Raw genomic sequence first — 18,621 nt, forward strand, 5'->3', positions numbered from 1 at the left:
CTGAGAGCGCTCTTTCCTCCCGACACCCTATAGGCGATTGAGGGGAGTGCCGTGCGAACTCATTCCCATGACACTCCCCTCTTGAACTAGTAAGCGCCGGAGTGCTACCAGGTGGCGGGCGTCGAGTCCAGCGGCACGGGCGCGGGGCGCTGCACGGTGCTCGCAATGTCGACCACCGCGTGGTCCTTCGCGGCGCGCAGCACGGCATCCATCACCTCGAGCACGTGGAACGCGAGTTCGCCGCTCGCGCGGTGCGGGCGTCCCGTCTCGATCGCCCTCGCCAGGTCTGCCAGCCCGTAACCGCGTCCGGAGTCGGCCCAGCCCGCCGAGACGGGGATTGCCTTCCACTCGCGGTCGGCCGCCGTCGCGATCTCGACGTCGCCCTCGAAGCGGTTCGGGTCGGGCACGGCCATGCTGCCCTCTGTGCCGAACACCTCGAACAGCGGAGCACGGGACTTCCACACGTCGAAGCTCACGGTCATGGTGGTCGTCAGACCATTCTCATGCTCGAGCAGCGCGCTCACGTGCGTCTCGACATCCACGGGAATGGGGGTGCCGGCCTGTGGTCCGGTAGCGACGGTGCGCTGGCGCGACGACGTGGTCGCCACGCCCGAGACCCGTGCGATCGGCCCGAACAGCGTCACGATGCTCGTCAAGTAATAGGGACCCATGTCGAAGAGCGGTCCGCCGCCCGGCTGGTAGTAGAACGCGGGAGCCGGATGCCACAATTCGTGGCCGGGAGCGCTCCAGTGGATGGCTGCGGCGATGGGCTGTCCGATCGCGCCATCGTCCAGCGCCTTGCGCGCGGTCTGGATGCCCGTGCCGAGCACGGTGTCCGGCGCACTCCCGACGCGCAGTCCCTTTTCTTCGGCGAGCGCGAGCAGGGGCTCGGCCTCCGCGGGGTTCAACGCGAGCGGCTTCTCGCCGTACACGTGCTTGCCCGCCTCGAGCGCACGGATGCCGATGGCGGCGTGCGCCTGCGGGATCGTGAGGTTGAGCACAGCGTCGATGCCGGGATCCGCGAGCGACTCGTCGACGGTCAGGGCACGCACCTGGCGGCCCTGCGTGCTCCGCTCCGCAGCCACCTCGCGTGCTCGCTCCTCGTTCACGTCGGCGACCGCGACGAGCTCGAGGTTCGACAGCTTCGGGATGTGCGCGAAGTACTGAGCGCTGATGTTGCCTACGCCGATGACGCCGACGCGTAGCACGCTTGTCGCTTCGACTTGCTGCCCTAGCTCAGCACGCGGTTGCTGGTCGCTCACTCGCCCGCCTCGATTCCCGAGGTCGCGGCCGCGACGTCAGCAGCGCTCGGCGCAGGCTGCCCGGATCCCCGTGCCGCCCAGAGCAGACCGCGCTCGATGATGGTCCGCACGTTCGGGTCGTTGACCACCTCGAGCTTGTGACCGGGCGCCGAGACGAAGATGCGGCCCTCGCCCCACAGGCGCGTCCAGATGGCGGGCGCCGTGACAGGGCGGTGCCAGGCATCCCATGGCCGCACGGACTGGGTCGTCGTGGCGAGCACGTCGTTCAGTTCGTCGCTCAGCACCCAGTACTGCTCGGTGACGAGCTCGAAGTCCTGGATGCCCGCCGTGATGGGGTGCACCTTGCCGAGCTCCGTGATGTGCACGGTGTACGGGATGTAGTTGTCCTCTTGGCCGCCCGCGAGCTCCTCCTTGGGAGCCCTCGACGCGTGGTGCGCGAACTGGCCGCCGATCATGTGCAGGTAGTCGGCCTCGTTGCGGTAGGCATCAGCGATGCCGCCGTGCCATCCGGCCATTCCCATGCCGCGGCGCACCGCCCGGTCGAGGCCGGCCATCTGCGCCTTCTCGATCGTGTTCATCGTGTTGATCTGCACGAGCAGGTCGACCGTGTCCATGTACGCCTCGTCGGTGTAGATGGCGGGCGACTCCTCGACTCGCACCTCGAAGCCGTTGCTTGTCAGGAACGGAATGAACGATTCGGTGGTCTCGACGGGCTCGTGCCCGTCCCAGCCGCCTCGCACGATGAGAGCTCGGCGTGTTGCGTCAGTCATGAAGGTCTTTCGTTGTGTTTGTGTGATCGTCCGTTGTCGTCAGCGTCTCTGGCCGCCAGGTCGGCGTCAGCGGCTCTGCGAGAAGGCGGCGTCGAATGCGGCGGCAGGCGGCGTGATCTCAGCGAGCTTGCGCACGAACTGAAGCGCCTCCGGGCCTCCGACGAGTCGGTCCATGCCCGCGTCTTCCCACTCGACACTGGTCGGGCCCTCGTACCCGATCCAGTTCAGGGTGCGGAAGATCGGCTCCCACGGCACTTCACCGTGACCGGTCGAGACGAAGTCCCAGCCGCGACGGGGGTCGCCCCACGGCAGGTGGGATGCCAGACGACCGTTGCGGCCGTTGAGCTGCGTCACCGACTCCTTGCAGTGCACGTGGTAGATCTTGTCGGCGAAGTCCTGCAGGAAGGTCACCGGGTCGATCTGCTGCCAGACGAAGTGCGAAGGGTCGAAGTTGAACCCGAACGCATCCCGGTTGCCGATGGCCTCGAGGGTGCGCTTGCTCGACCAGTAGTCGAATGCCACCTCGCTGGGATGCGGTTCGAGCGCGAAGCGCACGCCGACCTCGTCGAAGACGTCGAGGATGGGATTCCACCGGTCGGCGAAGTCCTGGTAGCCGTCGTCGATCATCGACTCGGGCACGGGCGGGAACCCGGCGATGGTCTTCCAGATCTTCGAGCCGGTGAACCCGGTGACGGTCTTCACGCCGAGCGCGGCCGCCGCACGCGCGGTCTGCTTGAGCTCCTCTGCCGCGCGCTGCCGAACACCCTCGGGATCGCCGTCGCCCCACACGTGCGGAGGCACGATGTCTTGATGCCGCTGGTCGATCGGGTCGTCGCAAACCGCCTGGCCCACCAGGTGGTTCGAGATGGTGAAGACCTTGAGCCCGTTGCGCTCGAGGATGTCGAGCCGGTTCTGCGCGTACTCAGGGTCGGTGGCCGCCCGGTTCACGTCGAGATGGTCGCCCCAGCTCGCGATCTCCAGACCGTCGTAGCCCCACTCGCCTGCGAGCCTGGCCACCTCCTCGAACGGGAGGTCGGCCCACTGGCCGGTGAACAGCGTGATCGGACGCGTCATCGTCCGCCCTCCTTCTCGGTCGTCTGCCACGCGGACCTGTCGTCCGCCGATTGTTCAACGGCTGCCAGCACGCGCTGTACCTGCAGCGCGTCATCGAACGACGGCCTGGGCTGACGACCCGCAGCGAGGTCGCCCACGAGGTCGACGACCTGGTGCACGAAGCCGTGCTCGTAGCCCAGCCCGTGACCCGCCGGCCACCAGTTGCCCACATACGGATGCGACGGGTCGGTCACGATGATGCGCCGGAATCCCTGTGTCTCTGCCTCGTCGGTGCCGTCGTAGTAGTTCAGAACGTTCATGTCTTCGAAATCGAAGGCGATGGATCCCTTCGACCCGTTCACCTCGAGCCGGATAGCGTTCTTGCGCCCGAGCGCGAACCTGGTCGCCTCGAACACCCCGATGGATCCGTTGCCGAATCGGGCGGTGAACGCCGCCGCGTCGTCGACGGTGACCGGCCCCTTCTCCGCGTCGCTCGACGCCGTGCCGCCGAGACCCACCTTGTCGCCTGCGATCGGCCGCTCGGTGACGAACGTGTTGACGATGGCGGAGAGTCCGACGATGTCCGAGCCGGTCACCCACTGCGCCAGGTCGATGACGTGGGCGCCGATGTCGCCCAGTGCACCGCTGCCCGCCTTGGACTTGTCGAGCCGCCAGGTGAGGGGCGTGTTCTCGTCGCTGAGCCAGTCCTGCAGGTACTGGGCGCGCACGTGCCTGATTTCGCCGAGCCTGCCCTCCTCCACGAACCGCTTCGCCAGGGCGAGCGCCGGCACGCGGCGATAGGTGAAGCCGCACATGGCGAAGACGCCCTTCTCCGCGGCGGCGCGAGCGGCATCCGTCATCTGCTCGGCCTCAGCCACCGAGTTGGCCAGCGGCTTCTCGCACAGCACGTGCTTTCCTGCGGCGAGAGCGGCGATCGCGATCTCGAGGTGGGTGTCACCGGGGGTGCAGATGTCGATGAGGTCGATGTCGTCGCGCTCGATGAGGCGCCGCCAGTCGGTCTCCGCGCTCTGCCACCCGAGCCGCTCCGCAGCCTCGGCGACGGCCTCTGGGTTGCGACCGGCGACCGCCCTGAGTTCAGGCGTGAGCGGGAGGTCGAAGAACCTGTGGGCGTTGCGCCATGCCTGCGAGTGCGCCGCACCCATGAAGGCGTAGCCCACCATGCCGACCCGCAGCGGCGGCTTGCTGACTGCCATCGCGACTCCTTCGTGTCGATGATCCGTTGTCGTGTTCGTGTCGTCTTGCCTTGTCTCTGGGGCGCGTATTGCGCAACTCGGCACGGCGGATGCCCGATCGAGCGTCGATACCGCGGCATGCTCCACACGATCCTCCCACCTGGATGCCCGGCGAATCAAGCGCAGAGCCATCTTCATAACTTGCGCAACTCGGATCTACGATGGAGCGATGACCGAGCAATCTCCCGCCGCTTCCGCCGCAGGCAGGCACCCAGCGGCCGGCTCGGGCGATGGCACGGCCCGCGACATCGCCGCCGGCGTCCCGCCCTCTGTGACGATGGCGGAACTGGCTCGACTGGCCGGCACGACGGTACCGACGGTCTCCAAGGTGCTCAACGGCCGCTCCGACGTCTCCGTTGCCACCAGGGAGCGAGTCATGCGCCTGGTCGACGAGACGGGTTACCGGCGCAGGCGCCGCGCCGCAGGCATCCAAAGCCCCGAGACCGGCGGCCTTGTCGATCTCGTGATCAGCAGGGTGAGCGGCTCGTGGGCCAACCTCGTGCTGAGCGGAGCCGAGCGCGCGGCGGCCTCGGCAGGACTCGACATCGTCGTCACGGTCGCCCGCCAGGAGCAGGACGCCGGCGCCGACTGGGTTGCCAGGCTGCTTGCGCGCAGATCTCGCGGGGCGACGGTCGCGCTGCTGACCCCGACGCGTGCCCAGGTGCAGGTGCTCGGCGCTGCAGGCATACCCCTCGTGCTGCTCGACCCGTCGTCCGACTCGGGATCAGGCACACCGAGCATCGGAACCACCGACTGGGCGGGCGGGTACGCGGCCGCCGCACATCTGGCGGCGCTCGGCCACCGCGACATCGCGATCGTCGGCGGGTCGGGCGACTACCGATTCGGAAGAGCGCGCGTCGACGGTTTCCGGGCGGGGCTCGAGCAGGCGGGCATCCAGCTCGACGGCGGGCAGATCACGACGGCGGACTGGAACCGAGACAGCGCCGCCGTCGCCGCGGAGCGGATGCTTCGTACGGCGCCGCCTACGGCCGTATTCGCCTGTTCGGACGAGATGGCGCTAGGCGTGTATCGCGCTGCCGCGGCCGTGGGCATCCGGATTCCCGACCAGCTCAGCGTCGTGGGGTTCGACGATCTGCCGGAGTCGGCATGGCTGACGCCGGCGCTGACGACGGTGCGACAGCCGATCGAGGAGATGGCCGCGGCGGCGATGCGGATGCTCCTGCGGCTGAGGCAGGGCGCGGCCGCGGGCTCGGCCCGCGAGGAACTGTCGACGGAACTCGTCGTCCGCGGCTCGACGGCAACGGCTCGGTAACGTTTTGGGCGCATCTCGATCCGTCGTATAGCGTGTTCGTGAGAGCGCTCCCACGGGTCGAACGAAACATGCGATTTCATGTTTCGGGGAGGCATGTGGGAGGCTCCATCGAAATGTTGACACGTCCAACAAAACATTGAATGATGACACCACGGCCGTGGAAGACGTGGCCGCGACCGGCGCACCAACCTGACATTCAACGACGAATATCCACATCGAGGCCCTGCACCGATGTGGACGGAAGGATCTGATAATGGCATCGGAATCCACAGGCGCAGCCTTCACCCGACGCGGCTTCCTTGGTCTCGCGGGCGGCGTCGCCGCTACCACGCTCCTCGCAGCCTGCTCAAGCGGCGGCGGCGGGGGCAGCACGGGCGGAAGCGGTGGAACGCTGAAGTTCTGGAACATGCCCTGGGGTGGAACTGCGTTCAACCCTCTGGACAAGAAGATCACCCTCGCCTACAAGCCGAAGAGCGGCATGCCTGCGGCGACGTACCAGGAGATCCAGTGGGCGAACTTCACGCAGACCTTCTCGTCTGCCGTGGCGTCGAACACCGGCCCTGCCGTCAGCTCCGGCGGCGGCACCCAGGCCTTCCAGTTCGCACACCAGGGCAAGATCGCCTACGCCGACAATCTCATCAACAGCTGGGCGAGCAACGGCATCAAGGATGACTTCCTCGAGGGCCTGCTCGACACCATGAAGACCGATCAGGGCTACGCGGCAGTGCCGTACAACCTGGATGTTCGTTGTTCCTGGTACAACAAGTCGCTGCTGTCTCAGGCCGGCGTCGACGTGCCCACCACCTGGGACGAGTACAAGCAGGTCTGCGCCGCTCTCAAGAAGATCGGCGTCTACGGCTTCGGGCTCGGTGCTGGCGCCGGCAACTTCACGGGCAGCCACATCCTGACCGCGTTCATGATCAACAACGGCGGCGGCCTCTTCAACTCGAAGAAGGAGCCGGACTGCGTGACCGACGCGAACGTCGAGGCCATGGACTACGTGCTCGAGCTCGTGCAGAACGGCTACTCCGACCCGGCGGCGGCGACGTACACCAGCGCCAACGTTCAGTCGCAGTGGAAGGCGAAGAAGTTCGGCTACGGCTGGGACGGCGCGGGCCTCGTGGCCAGCGTCGGCGATGTCGCCCCCGACATGGTCGTCGGCGATCCGCTGACGAGCCCCTCTGGGAAGAAGGGTGGCCTGTACTTCCCGAACAACATCATGATGTACAAGAACACCCCGAGCCAGAAGGGCACCGAGGCGTTCGTCACGTACTACTACAAGAACATGGCCCAGCTGTGGACCAAGAAGACGGGCATCGGCCTGCCTCCGCTGAAGTCCATCGCGAACACCTCCGAGCTCAAGAGCGACCCGGTGACGGTGAAGATCCTGAAGGACTGGAACCCGATCTACGGCACGTGGGCAGCACCCGGTGGAAAGGGCCTGTTCTACAACATCGCCAACACGGTGGATGGCACCCAGCCGATGATTACCTTCTCGCAGGCGATCCTTGGTGGTAAGACGGATGCCAAGAGCGCTCTCACGACGCTGCAGAATGCCATCGAAGGCCTGATGAAGTAAAGACAGGATGCGGGTGGGCTTCGGCGTGTTTGTCGGGCCCACCCGTTTTCACTGTTCCACCCGAAGCTGTCGAAGGAGAAGCTGACATGTCGACCGATTCCGTGGCCGGCGCGCTGAAGAAGGCGCGTAACGGTGTGGGAGTGGCCGGGTCGGGACGCCCGCCGAGTCAAGGCAAGCGTGGCCGGGCGATCTCGCATACCTGGGCGTTCTTGTTGTTCGCTCTGCCGTCCCTGTTGCTGTTGGTGTTGTTGAACCTGTATCCGGTGATCTACGCCGGGTGGCAGTCGACGCGTAACGGCGACCTGGTGGACTCGGGTGCGTTCGTCGGCTTCAACAACTACATATCGGTGGTGCAGCAGCCCACGTTCTGGCATGCCGCCCTGTTCACCGTGGTGTTCACCCTGGTGGGCGTGTTCGGGTCGTGGGCGGTCGGACTGGGGTTGGCGTTGATGCTGCGCACCCGGATCCCGGCCGGCGGCGTGTTCAAGGTGTTGCTGCTTCTGCCGTGGGTGGTTCCCACGGTGGTGTCGGCCACCTCCTGGAACTGGTTGGTCGCCACCCCGCAGTCCCCGTTGCCGCTGTTGGCGCAGGCGCTCGGGTTCGGGAACGTGTTGTTCCTGGCGGATCCGCTCTTGGCTCAGATCACGGTGTGCGTGTTCAAGGTGTGGATCAGTTTCCCGTTCATGATGATGATGATGTCCTCAGCGTTGGCCTCGGTGGATACCAACGTGTATGAGGCGTCGAAGGTCGACGGGGCAGGCACCTGGCAGACGTTCACGCAGATCACGTTGCCGATGATCTCCCGCACCACCTATGTGTCGTGGATTCTGATGACGATCTTCTGCGTCAACGACTTCCCAACGATCTTCCTGCTCACCGGTGGTGGGCCGGTGAACGCAACCCAGTCGCTGGTGGTGCTGGCCTACCAGACCGTGTTCCAGAACTACCAGGTCGGTCCCGGTGTCGCGATCGCGTTCATCATGACCATCGTCCTCGTGATCATCTCGGTGCTGCTGTACCGCCAGATTAGGAAGGTGAACATCGAATGACCACCGAAACCTCTGCCGAACTCATCGGCACCCTCGACCTCGGCGTCACCGGCGGCAGACGCCGCACCCTCAGCCAGCTCGGGGAACGCGGCAAGTGGTGGCGCCTGCTGGCCATCTTCGTCATCACCGCCGTGGTGCTGGTGCCGATCCTGGCCGTGATCATCCTCTCCCTGACCCCGTCCCTTGGCTCCACCGCCACCGGACTGACAGTGGAGAACTACGGAGCCGTGTTCACCCAAACCTCGGTCGGCACCTGGCTGGGCAACAGCCTCCTGGTCGCCCTGGTCACCGTGGTCGCCGCGGTCGTGATCGCCGCCCCCGCAGGCTACGTCCTCTCCCGCGGACGCAACCGGCTGGTCTCCAGCTACTCCCTGATCCTGTTCGTCGTGCAATCCCTGCCAGTGGTGACCGCGGTCATCCCGCTGTTCTTCCTGTTCGCCAAACTCGGCCTGGTCGACAACCTCGTCGGTGTGATGATCATCTACACCGGCTCCACCATGTCCGTGGCCTGCTGGATGATGGCCGCCTACTTCGACTCCATCCCGATCACCCTGGAAGAAGCAGCCTGGATCGACGGAGCATCCGTATTCGGATCCTTCACCCGAGTCGTGCTCCGCAACTCACTGCCCGGCATCCTCTCCACCGCGATCTTCTCGTTCCTGCTGGCCTGGAACGACTACCTCGTCGCCGTGGTCTTCCTCCGCAGCGACCAGAACTACACCCTCCCCATCGGCCTGCAAACCTTCTTCCAACAAAACCAGACCAACTGGGGACTGGTCATGGCCGTCGCCGTGATCATGATGCTCCCACCGATCATCATCTTCTCCGTCCTGAACCGGTTCTTCAGCGTCGGCGGCATCGGCGGATCACTCGCCGGACGCTAAACCCGGCACCAAGGGCGGTCGTGCGAACAGCGCGGCCGCCCTTCGCATTTGACGGCAACGGCTTGGGCGCACGGCCGAGTGCGCAGACCAGGAAGGTAGACGCATGACCGACACGGAAGAGACCGGCGAGCGTGCAACCCGGCGCGGGGCGGACGCGGGCGCGAGGTGGCGCAACGCGAGCCTGCCGGCATCCGAGCGGGTGGACGCTCTCATCGGCGAGATGACGCTGCGCGAGAAGGTGGCGCAGCTGTACGGCATCTGGGTCGCCTCGTCGCCGACGGGCGGCGACGTCGCACCGTTCCAGCACGACATGAGCGAGGATGCCCTCGAGCTCGACGACCTGCTCCCGCACGGGCTGGGTCAGCTGACGCGGTCCTTCGGCTCGGCTCCGGTGGATGCCGCGGTGGGCGTCGTGTCGCTGGCTCGCAGCCAGAAGCGCATCATGGCGGCCAACAGGTTCGGCATTCCGGCCATCGCACACGAGGAGTGCCTCGCCGGCTTCACCGCGTGGGGCGCCACCAACTACCCCGTGCCCCTCTCCTGGGGCGCCACCTTCGACCCGGCGCTCATCCAGCGCGCCGCCCGGCGCATCGGCGAGGGCATGCGGTCGGTCGGAGTTCACCAGGGCCTGGCTCCGGTACTCGATGTGACGAGGGATCCACGCTGGGGCCGCACGGAGGAGACCATCGGCGAGGACCCGTACCTGGTCGGAACGATCGCGCTCGGCTATGTGCGCGGGCTGGAGTCCGCAGGCATCGTCGCCACGCTCAAGCACTTCATCGGCTACTCCGCCTCGAAGGCCGCCCGCAACCTGGCACCCGTCTCGATGGGCAGGCGCGAGTTCAACGACGTCATGGTGCCGCCGTTCGAGCTCGCCGTGCGCGACGGCGGCGTGCGCAGCGTGATGCACGCGTACACGGATGTCGACGGCGTGCCCTCTGCGTCGGACGACTCCCTGCTCACCGGCCTGCTCCGCGACACGTGGGGATTCACCGGCACCGTCGTCGCCGACTACTTCGGCATCGCGTTCCTCAAGACCCTGCACGGCGTGGCCGGGTCGTGGGAAGACGCCGCGGCATCCGCACTCAAGGCGGGAGTTGACGTCGAGCTTCCCACCGTGAAGACCTACGCCGAGCCGCTCATCGCCGCCATCGAAAGCGGTGATCTCGACGAGTCGTACGTCGAACGTGCGCTTCGACGGGTGCTGCTGCACAAGGCCGAATTCGGCATGCTCGACCCCGGCTGGTCGCCGTTGCCCGAAGGCTGGGCCGAGTCCGATCTTGCCGACATCGAGGCCGTGCGAGGGCGGGTGCAACTCGACTCGGCGGAGGATCGTGCACTCGCCCGCGAGATCGCGGAGCGAGCAGTGGTGCTGGTGCGCAACGACGGGACGCTGCCCTTGGCAGTGGACAGCGGCATGCGCATCGCGGTGGTGGGGCCGCTCGCCGACGACCCGTTCGCCATGCTCGGCTGCTACTCGTTCCCGAGCCATGTCGGCACCCTGCATCCCGACGTACCGATCGGCATCGAACTGCCCACGGTTCTGCAGAGCCTGCGCGCCGAGTTCCCCGACGCGCTCATCGATGTCGAGCCGGCCGTGAGCGTCGACGGCAAGGGCGATGGCACCGCGCAGTCGGATGCCGCGGGGATCGACCGTGCGCTGGTCGCCGCACGCAATGCCGACCTGGTCATCGCAGTGCTGGGTGACCACGCCGGCCTGTTCGGCCGCGGCACCTCCGGCGAGGGATGCGACGCCGCGAGCATGCGTCTCCCGGGACGACAGCAGGACCTGCTCGACGCGCTTGTGGCATCCGGCACCCCGGTCGTCGCGACGTTGGTCGAGGGCCGGCCGTACGCGCTCGGCTCCGCCGCGGAGCAGGCATCCGCGATCGTGACCGCGTTCTTCCCGGGCGAAGAGGGCGGCCCGGCGATCGCGGGGGTGCTGAGCGGCAGGGTGAACCCGAGCGGGAGACTGCCGGTGAGCATCCCCGCGCACGAGAACGCACAACCCGCCACCTACCTCGCGCCGCCGCTCGCGGGTGCCAGCGACGTGTCGAACATCGACCCGACGCCGGCTTTCCCGTTCGGCCACGGGCTGTCGTACACATCGTTCGAATGGACGGATGCCGGTACCGACGCCGCGGAGATCCGCACGTCTGGCACGGTGACGGCGTCTGTAACGGTGACGAACACGAGCGAGCGCGCCGGCATCGAGAACGTGCAGCTGTACCTGCACGATCCGGTGGCATCCGTCGTGCGCCCCGTGAACCGTTTGGTCGGCTACGCCACCGTGCCTCTGCAACCCGGGGCGAGCGCCAGGGTGTCGTTCGAGGTGAGCGCCGATCTCTCGGCGTTCACCGGGCGGGACTACACGCGCGTCGTGGAGCCAGGCGAGGTCGAGCTGCGGCTGGGGGCATCGAGCGGAGACATCCGTTTCGCGCTCCCCGTCACACTCAGCGGGCCCGCGCGCACCGTCGACCACACGCGCACGCTGACCAGCCGGGTGACGGTCGGCTGACCTGCGGCGTTCGCCTCCTCACCGCGACCTACCGCACGGTGAGCAACGCACTCACGTCGAGGGCGTCCGCCCCCGGACCTGCGGCAATGCCGTACTCGCCCGGCTGAACGCGCAGGGCCCCCTCGTGCAGCCAGTCCGCCGGCGCCCCCGCGAGTCGGATGCCGTCGTCCCACACGGCCAGTCTCGCGGGCGAGAACTGGAGTACCACGTCGCGACGTTCACCCGGTTCGAGGCGAACGCGCCGGTACGCCACGAGCACGCGTCGCGGCGCCGGGATATCGAGGTCGACAGGAGACAAGGCGTAGAGCTGAACGAGTTCTTCGGCCGGCCGTTCGCCGTTGTTGGCGACCCGGACGGTGGCTGCGACGGTCTCTTCTCCGTCACCCGGTTCGAAAGCAGTATGGCGGTGCGTAGCGTCGGGTGCTGAGACGGTGTCGACTTCAAGAGAGACGCCCTCGTACTCGACGGCGGAATACGTGCAGCCATGCCCGAAGGCGAATGCGTAACGCTCAGGCTGATGCCGGTACGTCGCCTGCTGCCTGGCCGTGTCGTAGTCGAACAGGTCGCCTGCCTGCTCGGGCGCGGCAGGCCAGGACTGTGCAAGGCGACCCCTTGGCTCGCGGTCGCCGCTCAGCACGTCTGCCAGTCCTCGGCCCAGCTCCTGTCCGCCGTGGCTCGACCACACGATCGTTTCCGCATCGCTCACGCCTCTGGGGAGCACGTACGGATAGCTCGAGATGATGGCGAGCAGGCTCCTGGCGTTGTGCATGCGCGCGGTGCGCCACAGTTCTGCCTGGGACTCGGGCAGGAAGAGATGCGGTCGGTCCTGCGTCTCGCGGCCCGAAAGGTGTGGCTCGTTTCCCAGCGCCACGACCACCAGGTCGGCCGACGCGGCCGCGCGAGCGACGGCATCCTGCCCCGACACGAGGGTGCGCATGGTGAAGCGCTCCGCCTCCTCCACCGTGATGCCCTCGGCGACGAGCAGTCCCGAGTCGCGCAGCACTCTCACCCATCGCCCAGTGCCCAGGTTGAGAAGCGACCATGAGCCATCCGAATGCACATGGCGCCGGAAGCTCTCGTGCACCACCCACTCGCCGACCTGGCCCGCGTCGGCGCGCATGGGCCACTGAGCTCCGCTGAGCAAGCGGCCGCTTGCACGCGAGCGCAGCGTGAGGATGCCGTCACCCCAGTCGGTCACATCGAATCCCGTCGCGTCGTCCGCTCGTTCGGCGCTCGCGTCGACGTCGCGCCCATCCGGCGTGCTCGTAACATAGCGGCCGGTGGAGGCCGACCGAAGGGCCACCGTATCGGCACCCGTGACGACCTTCACCTGGGCCTCGGGGTAGCGCTCGGCGAGCCCGGCCGCCACACCGAACTCGTATGGCGGCGTTCCGGAGTACCAGTCCATCAGCACGGCATCGGCCAGCGGACCGACCACGGCGATGCTGCCGGGCTGCGCGAGCGGGAGGATGCCCGAATCGTTGCGCAGCACGACGACCGAGCTGCCGACGATCTCGCGCGCGAGCTCCCGCGACGCCGGCAGATCCAGATCCGCCGTCGTGATGCCCGAGTACGGGTCGTTCTCGCCATCGAACTCGCCTGTGCGCAGGCGTAGTTCGAGGAGCCGCAGCACGGCCTCATCGATGTCGTCGGGCGTCAGCCTGCCCGCGGCGAGCGCCTCGTTGATGTAGCGGATGGTCGGCGCGGCATCCGGCCCGTCGTCAGTGAACGAGTCCATGCCGGAACGCAGAAGTGCAGCGGTGGCTGCCACGTGGTCCGGCTGAGCACGTTGAGCCGTGACGAGCAGGCTGGGAGCGCCGGCATCGGACACGACGGCGATCGACCCTGTCGCCCAGGAACGCGCCTCGGCGACCAGTTCGGGCTGGGTGTGTGCAGGGATTCCGTTGACCCTGTTGTAGGAGAGCATGACAGCGCCCGCCGCACCGGTCTCGAGCGGGGCGCGGAAGGCCGGCAACTCCTCCTCGTGCAGGGTGCGCAGCGACATCTCGGACGAGGTCGTCGACCGGTCGGTCTCGTTGCTGTACGCGAGGAAATGCTTGAGCGTAGGCACAGTGCGCCACACGCGCTCGTGGTGGCCGCGCAGTCCCCTGGCGTACGCCGCACCGAAGTGCGCGGTGAGCTGGGGATCCTCGGAATAGCCCTCTTCGTTGCGTCCCCAGCCGGGGTGCCGAAGAGTGTTCACGACGGGCGCCCAGGTGTTCAGCCCGACCGTGGGGTCGGCAGCACGCTTCGCCCGCACCTCGATCGAGGCGACCTCTCCTGCCCTTTCCAGGAGCTTGGTGTCCCACGTTGCGGCCAGGCCCACCGCCTGCGGGAACGTGGTCGCCGCGCCGAGCCACGCAACGCCGTGCAGCGCCTCGCATCCGGTGTGGAACTCGCCTATGCCCAGTCGCTGAATCGCCGGTGCCGCCTGGTGCAGCATGGCGATCCGCTCTTCACGGGTCAGTCGCGACAGGAGGTCGCGCGCGCGTTCCGTGAGCGGCAGGTCGGTTCGCCTGAAGAGTTCGTCGGCGGTCATCACGTGCCTTCCGTTGTGCGGTCGATGGATGCAGTCTGTTCGGCGAGTGCCAGGGTCAGCTCTCCCGCGCCCTCGGCATGCACGGTCGTGTCACCCACTTGAAGCGACCACGGCGCGCGAGCGCTCTCGCTGCTCGCCATGATGAGACCGCCTTCACGGCGAACCCGATACTCGACGTCTGGGGTACCCGCGCGACCGGGCACACGGGTGACAGAGTCGTAGCCGTCTGGTAGTTCGAAGCAGCGAAGAGTGACCCCATGCGCCCAGTCGTAGTCGGGCCGGTCATCCCTTTCGCCGAACGGAAGCACAGTGCCCGGCCTGACGAGCAACGGGAGCGAATCGAAGCCGTGACGCTCGGTGTGCCACCTGAACCCTGCGCGCGTCGAACCGTCGAGCAAGGACGTCCAGCTTCCCTCGGGAAGGTAGTACTCGACGGATCCGCCGGCCGTGAAGACCGGGGCGACCAGGAGTGAGTCGCCCAGCATGTACTGACAATCGGCGTCGTATCCGCCGCGATCGTCCGGGAATTCGAGCACCATGGGGCGCATCATGGGCGTGCCCTCTGTGTGTGCCTGGGCAGCCGCGGACGCAAGGTAGGGCATCAGCCGCATCTTGAGCTTCGTGAACTCCCTGGCGATGTCGACGGATTCGTCGTCGAAGGCCCATGGCACGCGCACCGAGTCCGACCCGTGCAGGCGGGAGTGGGAGCTGAGGAGCCCGAAGGCCAGCCACCTCTTGAACAGGCCGGGGTCGGGCGTTCCTTCGAAACCGCCGATGTCGTGGCTCCAGTAGCCGAAGCCTGACATCGCCAGCGAAAGGCCGCCGCGCAGTGATTCGGCCATGGACGCGTACGAAGAATCGGAGTCGCCGCCCCAGTGCACCGGGAACTGCTGGCATCCTGCCGTCGCCGATCGGGCGAAGACGATGGCGTCGCCCTTTCCTCTGCGTCGCTCGAGGGCATCGAACACGGCGCCGTTGTAAAGCTTCGCGTAGTAGTTGTGCATGCGCCGGGGATCAGAGCCGTCGTGCCAGGCAACGTCGTCGGCGGGGATGCGCTCCCCGAAGTCGGTCTTGAAGGCGTCGATGCCCTGGTCCATCAGGTGCTCGAGTTTGCCGATGTACCACTCGCTGGCGGCTGGGTTGGTGAAGTCGACGAGTCCCATGCCCGCCTGCCACAGATCCCATTGCCAGATGCTGCCGTCCGTGCGCTTGAGGAGGTATCCGGCCTCCGCGGCTTCGGCGAAGAGGGCCGACCGCTGCGCTATATAGGGATTGATCCACGCTGACACGTGCAGGCCTTTGTCATGCAGCCTGGCCAGCTGCCCCTCCGGATCCGGGAAGTAGCGAGTATCCCAGGCGAAGTCGGTCCACTGGAATTCACGCATCCAGAAGCAGTCGTAATGGAACACGCTGAGCGGGATGTCGCGGTCTGCCATTCCGTCGACGAAGGCGTTCACGGACTTCTCGTCATAGCTGGCGGTGAACGACGTGGTCAGCCACAGGCCGAAAGACCAGGCTGGAACCTCGGCCGGCCGGCCCGTGAGAGCCGTGTACCTGCGCAAGACATCCTTGGGCGTGGGACCGGCGATCACGTAGTACTCCAGTGACTCCCCCGGCACCGAGAACTGCACTCGGGAGTTGACCTCGCTGCCCACCTCGAAGGAGACGTTCCCCGGGTCGTCGACGAAGACGCCATAACCACGACTCGTCATGTAGAACGGGATGTTCTTGTACGCCTGCTCGCTCGAGGTGCCGCCATCCGCGTTCCAGCTCTCGACCACCTGGCCGTTCTTGATGAAGGCGCCGAAGCGTTCGCCCAGGCCGTAGACGCGTTCACCCGGCTCGATCGAGAGCTGCTGATGCACCCACGTGCCCTCGCCCGCGGCTTGGCCGCCGGCAAGAGCGCTGATGTGACCGACAGACCGCGGCAGTGAGCTTGTGATCCGCTCGCCCGCGTGCTCGAAGTCGAAGCGCCACGGCCCGGTGCGCGGCACCCGAACGCGGAGGTCTCCAGAGACGAGCTCGCCGCTGTGATCGTGGATCGAGATCGATGGGCTGAAGGATGAGTCCACGAACTTCTCGAAGTCCGGTCCGTGATGCACGGCACCCGCGTGTCTTTCGACTCGCACCCTGATGATCCCCGCCATGGGCGAGGAGAAGGTGATGGTGAGCATCGCGAGGTTGAGGGTGTCGCCACGTTGCCTGATGGGCTTGGTGGGCGCGTAAACGGTCATCGTTCCCGCCTCGTCGTCCACCCTTATGTCATCGACCTCGACGGCGTACAGCGGCTTCAGGCCCGGCCTCGTGAGCCAGAATCCATCGGTGAATTTCACGTAGTGCGCCCTTCGATCAGCACCAGGGCCGTTCCTGGCGCGAGCGCCGCGGCACGGTCTATTCGTTCGTTCGTCAACAGGTCGCACAAGGGCGCGGGCAGCTCGATTTCGACTGCCCCTCGACCGTGATTGAGCAGGAAGAGTGCGGGGCCGCGGCGTACCGCCTCAAGCCCGTCGGGAAGCGGCCGACCTGGTGTGACGCGCTCTCCGAGCGCGTTGTCGACACCCGCATCGTGCAGCGCAGTCTCGAGCACTCCAGCCAGAAGTTCGTCGGAGACGACGGCCCCGAGATACCACGCGGTCCCGTCGCCATAGCGATTGCGCGTCACCGCCGGATGCCCGGCGAGCGAGCCGGTGGCGAACGTCGCCAGCACCTCCGCCCCGTCGGATCGCAGGCGTTCGCCGAGCACGATCGCCGAGTGCTCACCGAGGGGCGCTGCATCCCATATCGAGGACATCGCCAAGGGGGTGGGCTCGTCGGGCAGTGCCTGCCATTCCTCACCGCTGACGCCCACGAGGTCGTGCAGCAGAACCGGGAACCTGCCCTGCAGAATGCCGGCATTCACATCGGCGACGCAGCTGAACGGGCCGATCACTACCTTTGCCCCACGCGCGGCCGCTGCGCGGAGCATGTTCGCGGCAACGGATTCGAGCAGGTAGCTGTGCGGAACGAGCACGACGTCATATCCGTCGAGATCCACGCCAGGGCGCACGACGTCCACGGCCACGCCGCCCCGCCACAACACCCGATACCAGCGTTGGAGCTGCTCGACGGTGCGCAACCGCTCGGTCGGCCTCGCCGGCTCCTCTGCGGCCCACCAGGACTGCCAGTCGAAGAGCATCGCCACCCGCGCATCGACGCCGAGTCCCGCGACGGACCTCAGGAGCTTGAGATCCGCCCCCAGCCGCACCGCGCCCCGGAACACATCGGTATCGGCACCGGCATGCGGAAGCATGGCGGAGTGGAACCGCTCTGGCCCGGTGCGCGCCTGTCTCCATTGGAAGAAGCACACCCCGTCCGCGCCACGGGCAACCGCCTGGAGCGATGAGAGCCTGGCCGCCTGAGGAGTCTTGGGCAGGTTGTGCTCGCGCCACGAGACCGCGCCGATCGCCTGCTCCATGAGCAGCCAAGGGCGGCCGCCGCCGAGCGAACGCATGAGGTCCTGCACGAGGGCGATGTCGCCGGGTGCCTCGGCCGACGCCGGGTCCGGGTACTCGTCGTCTGCGATCACGTCGACCTCGCCAGCCCATGACCAGTAGTCCGCGTGGGGGAAGAACCCCATGAAGTTCGTGGTGATCGGTTGCGTAGCGCCGGCGGCCCGGAGTGCGTCGCGTTGCTCGATGTAGCACGCCAGCAACTGGTCGGATGCATACCGCTTGAAATCGAGCGTCTGCGCCGGGTTCATCAGATACGGCGCTCGTCTCGGCGGCAGCACCTCGCCGAACGACGCGTAGCGCTGCGACCAGACCGAAGTTCCCCATGCTTCGTTGAGCAGATCTACGGTGCCGTATCGACGCTCGAGCCACAGCCTGAACTCGCGTGCGGCCTCCTCACCGAAGTCGACCTCGCCGTATTCGTTTCCGACATGCCACATGCGCACGGCTGGATGCTTCGCGTAGCGCTGGCCAAGCTGAGTCGCGACCCCGCGGGCATGCTTCCGATAGACGGCGGATGCCGGGGCATACTGATTGCGCGAGCCGGCTACGAGCCGCACACCGTCGCGGGTCACGGGCAGCGTCTCCGGATACCGGATGCCCAGCCATGGCGGCGGGGACGCGGTGGGCGTCGCGAGATCCACCGCTATGCCGGCCGCGTGCAGCAGGTCGAGCACGTCGTCGAGCCATCCGAAGTCCCACACGTCGGGCGCAGGCTGGATTCTTGACCAGCTGAAGACGCCTACCGTGACCAGGTTGACGCCGGCCCGCACCATGAGCTCGACGTCTTCGGCCCAGGTCTCGCGCGTCCACTGCTCGGGGTTGTAGTCCGCGCCGAAGCAGATGCCCATCTCGGCTGCCCCGTGGGCGAATCGTCCGCTCGACGGCCGACTCGTTTCGGAGGTCTGTCCGGGCAGCCGGTCTGCCACATCGTCGAAGCGCTTCACCACTTC

The 18,621-nt window shown here is 67.0% G+C and carries 12 protein-coding genes; 5 read left to right on the plus strand and 7 right to left on the minus strand.

The genetic code is table 11. From position 1 onward, the window contains the following. Positions 1 to 104 precede the first annotated feature (104 nt). The 4 genes from ACO2Q7_RS12775 to ACO2Q7_RS12790 all read right to left on the minus strand — a co-directional run bounded on the left by ACO2Q7_RS12775 (position 105) and on the right by ACO2Q7_RS12790 (position 4,299). Complete coding sequence (locus ACO2Q7_RS12775; protein WP_423356083.1) at positions 105 to 1,262, minus strand: Gfo/Idh/MocA family protein; 1,158 nt, start codon at positions 1,260 to 1,262, stop codon at positions 105 to 107. After that, positions 1,259 to 2,032 (minus strand): ThuA domain-containing protein, encoded by a 774-nt coding sequence (locus tag ACO2Q7_RS12780; protein ID WP_423356084.1) that lies wholly within the window; start codon positions 2,030 to 2,032, stop codon positions 1,259 to 1,261. The genes ACO2Q7_RS12775 and ACO2Q7_RS12780 overlap by 4 nt, the downstream gene beginning before the upstream one ends. Before the next feature lie 66 nt (positions 2,033 to 2,098). Further along, positions 2,099 to 3,106, minus strand: coding sequence for a sugar phosphate isomerase/epimerase family protein (locus ACO2Q7_RS12785; RefSeq protein ID WP_423356085.1), 1,008 nt, complete (start codon positions 3,104 to 3,106; stop codon positions 2,099 to 2,101). Beyond that, positions 3,103 to 4,299 (minus strand): Gfo/Idh/MocA family protein, encoded by a 1,197-nt coding sequence (locus tag ACO2Q7_RS12790; RefSeq protein WP_423356086.1) that lies wholly within the window; start codon positions 4,297 to 4,299, stop codon positions 3,103 to 3,105. Before ACO2Q7_RS12790 ends, ACO2Q7_RS12785 begins: the two co-directional genes overlap by 4 nt. Positions 4,300 to 4,507: 208 nt before the next feature. Here ACO2Q7_RS12790 and ACO2Q7_RS12795 point away from each other — a divergent pair, with 208 nt between their 5' ends. The 5 genes from ACO2Q7_RS12795 (at position 4,508) to ACO2Q7_RS12815 (ending at position 11,641) form a co-directional block, all read left to right on the plus strand. Next, complete coding sequence (locus tag ACO2Q7_RS12795; protein WP_423356087.1) at positions 4,508 to 5,611, plus strand: LacI family DNA-binding transcriptional regulator; 1,104 nt, start codon at positions 4,508 to 4,510, stop codon at positions 5,609 to 5,611. A 253-nt stretch (positions 5,612 to 5,864) separates the two neighbouring features. After that, entirely contained in the window at positions 5,865 to 7,190 is a 1,326-nt protein-coding gene (locus ACO2Q7_RS12800; protein WP_423356088.1) for an ABC transporter substrate-binding protein, read from the plus strand. A gap of 86 nt (positions 7,191 to 7,276) precedes the next feature. Continuing rightward, on the plus strand, positions 7,277 to 8,239 hold the full coding sequence (locus ACO2Q7_RS12805) for a carbohydrate ABC transporter permease (protein ID WP_423356089.1): 963 nt from the start codon (positions 7,277 to 7,279) through the stop codon (positions 8,237 to 8,239). Further along, complete coding sequence (locus tag ACO2Q7_RS12810; protein ID WP_423356090.1) at positions 8,236 to 9,123, plus strand: carbohydrate ABC transporter permease; 888 nt, start codon at positions 8,236 to 8,238, stop codon at positions 9,121 to 9,123. Before ACO2Q7_RS12805 ends, ACO2Q7_RS12810 begins: the two co-directional genes overlap by 4 nt. 103 nt (positions 9,124 to 9,226) lie before the next feature. Beyond that, positions 9,227 to 11,641 carry a glycoside hydrolase family 3 N-terminal domain-containing protein gene (locus tag ACO2Q7_RS12815; RefSeq protein WP_423356091.1) on the plus strand — a complete coding sequence of 805 codons (2,415 nt, stop codon included), beginning with the start codon at positions 9,227 to 9,229 and terminating at the stop codon, positions 11,639 to 11,641. Between the two features lie 28 nt (positions 11,642 to 11,669). Here the strand turns inward: ACO2Q7_RS12815 and ACO2Q7_RS12820 are convergent, their stop codons facing one another. The 3 genes from ACO2Q7_RS12820 to ACO2Q7_RS12830 are packed head-to-tail and all read right to left on the minus strand — an operon-like array spanning position 11,670 to position 18,615. Next, positions 11,670 to 14,180 (minus strand): glycoside hydrolase family 3 C-terminal domain-containing protein, encoded by a 2,511-nt coding sequence (locus ACO2Q7_RS12820; protein ID WP_423356092.1) that lies wholly within the window; start codon positions 14,178 to 14,180, stop codon positions 11,670 to 11,672. Then, a complete protein-coding gene (yicI, locus tag ACO2Q7_RS12825) occupies positions 14,180 to 16,513 on the minus strand; it encodes an alpha-xylosidase (protein ID WP_423356093.1) in 2,334 nt (777 codons plus the stop codon). Before yicI ends, ACO2Q7_RS12820 begins: the two co-directional genes overlap by 1 nt. Beyond that, a complete protein-coding gene (locus tag ACO2Q7_RS12830) occupies positions 16,510 to 18,615 on the minus strand; it encodes a beta-galactosidase (RefSeq protein ID WP_423356094.1) in 2,106 nt (701 codons plus the stop codon). The genes yicI and ACO2Q7_RS12830 overlap by 4 nt, the downstream gene beginning before the upstream one ends. Positions 18,616 to 18,621: the final 6 nt, after the last annotated feature.

Source organism: Rathayibacter sp. KR2-224 (assembly GCF_049446075.1).
Taxonomy (GTDB): Bacteria; Actinomycetota; Actinomycetes; order Actinomycetales; family Microbacteriaceae; genus Humibacter.

Bases quoted from the DNA above. Each gene is read 5' to 3' on its own strand.
- ACO2Q7_RS12780 (WP_423356084.1), bottom strand. From the start codon at position 2,032: ATGACTGACGCAACACGCCGAGCTCTCATCGTGCGAGGCGGCTGGGAC.
- ACO2Q7_RS12785 (WP_423356085.1), bottom strand. From the start codon at position 3,106: ATGACGCGTCCGATCACGCTGTTCACCGGCCAGTGGGCCGACCTCCCG.
- ACO2Q7_RS12810 (WP_423356090.1), top strand. From the start codon at position 8,236: ATGACCACCGAAACCTCTGCCGAACTCATCGGCACCCTCGACCTCGGC.
- ACO2Q7_RS12795 (WP_423356087.1), top strand. From the start codon at position 4,508: ATGACCGAGCAATCTCCCGCCGCTTCCGCCGCAGGCAGGCACCCAGCG.
- ACO2Q7_RS12820 (WP_423356092.1), bottom strand. From the start codon at position 14,180: ATGACCGCCGACGAACTCTTCAGGCGAACCGACCTGCCGCTCACGGAA.
- ACO2Q7_RS12805 (WP_423356089.1), top strand. From the start codon at position 7,277: ATGTCGACCGATTCCGTGGCCGGCGCGCTGAAGAAGGCGCGTAACGGT.
- ACO2Q7_RS12790 (WP_423356086.1), bottom strand. From the start codon at position 4,299: ATGGCAGTCAGCAAGCCGCCGCTGCGGGTCGGCATGGTGGGCTACGCC.
- ACO2Q7_RS12800 (WP_423356088.1), top strand. From the start codon at position 5,865: ATGGCATCGGAATCCACAGGCGCAGCCTTCACCCGACGCGGCTTCCTT.
- ACO2Q7_RS12815 (WP_423356091.1), top strand. From the start codon at position 9,227: ATGACCGACACGGAAGAGACCGGCGAGCGTGCAACCCGGCGCGGGGCG.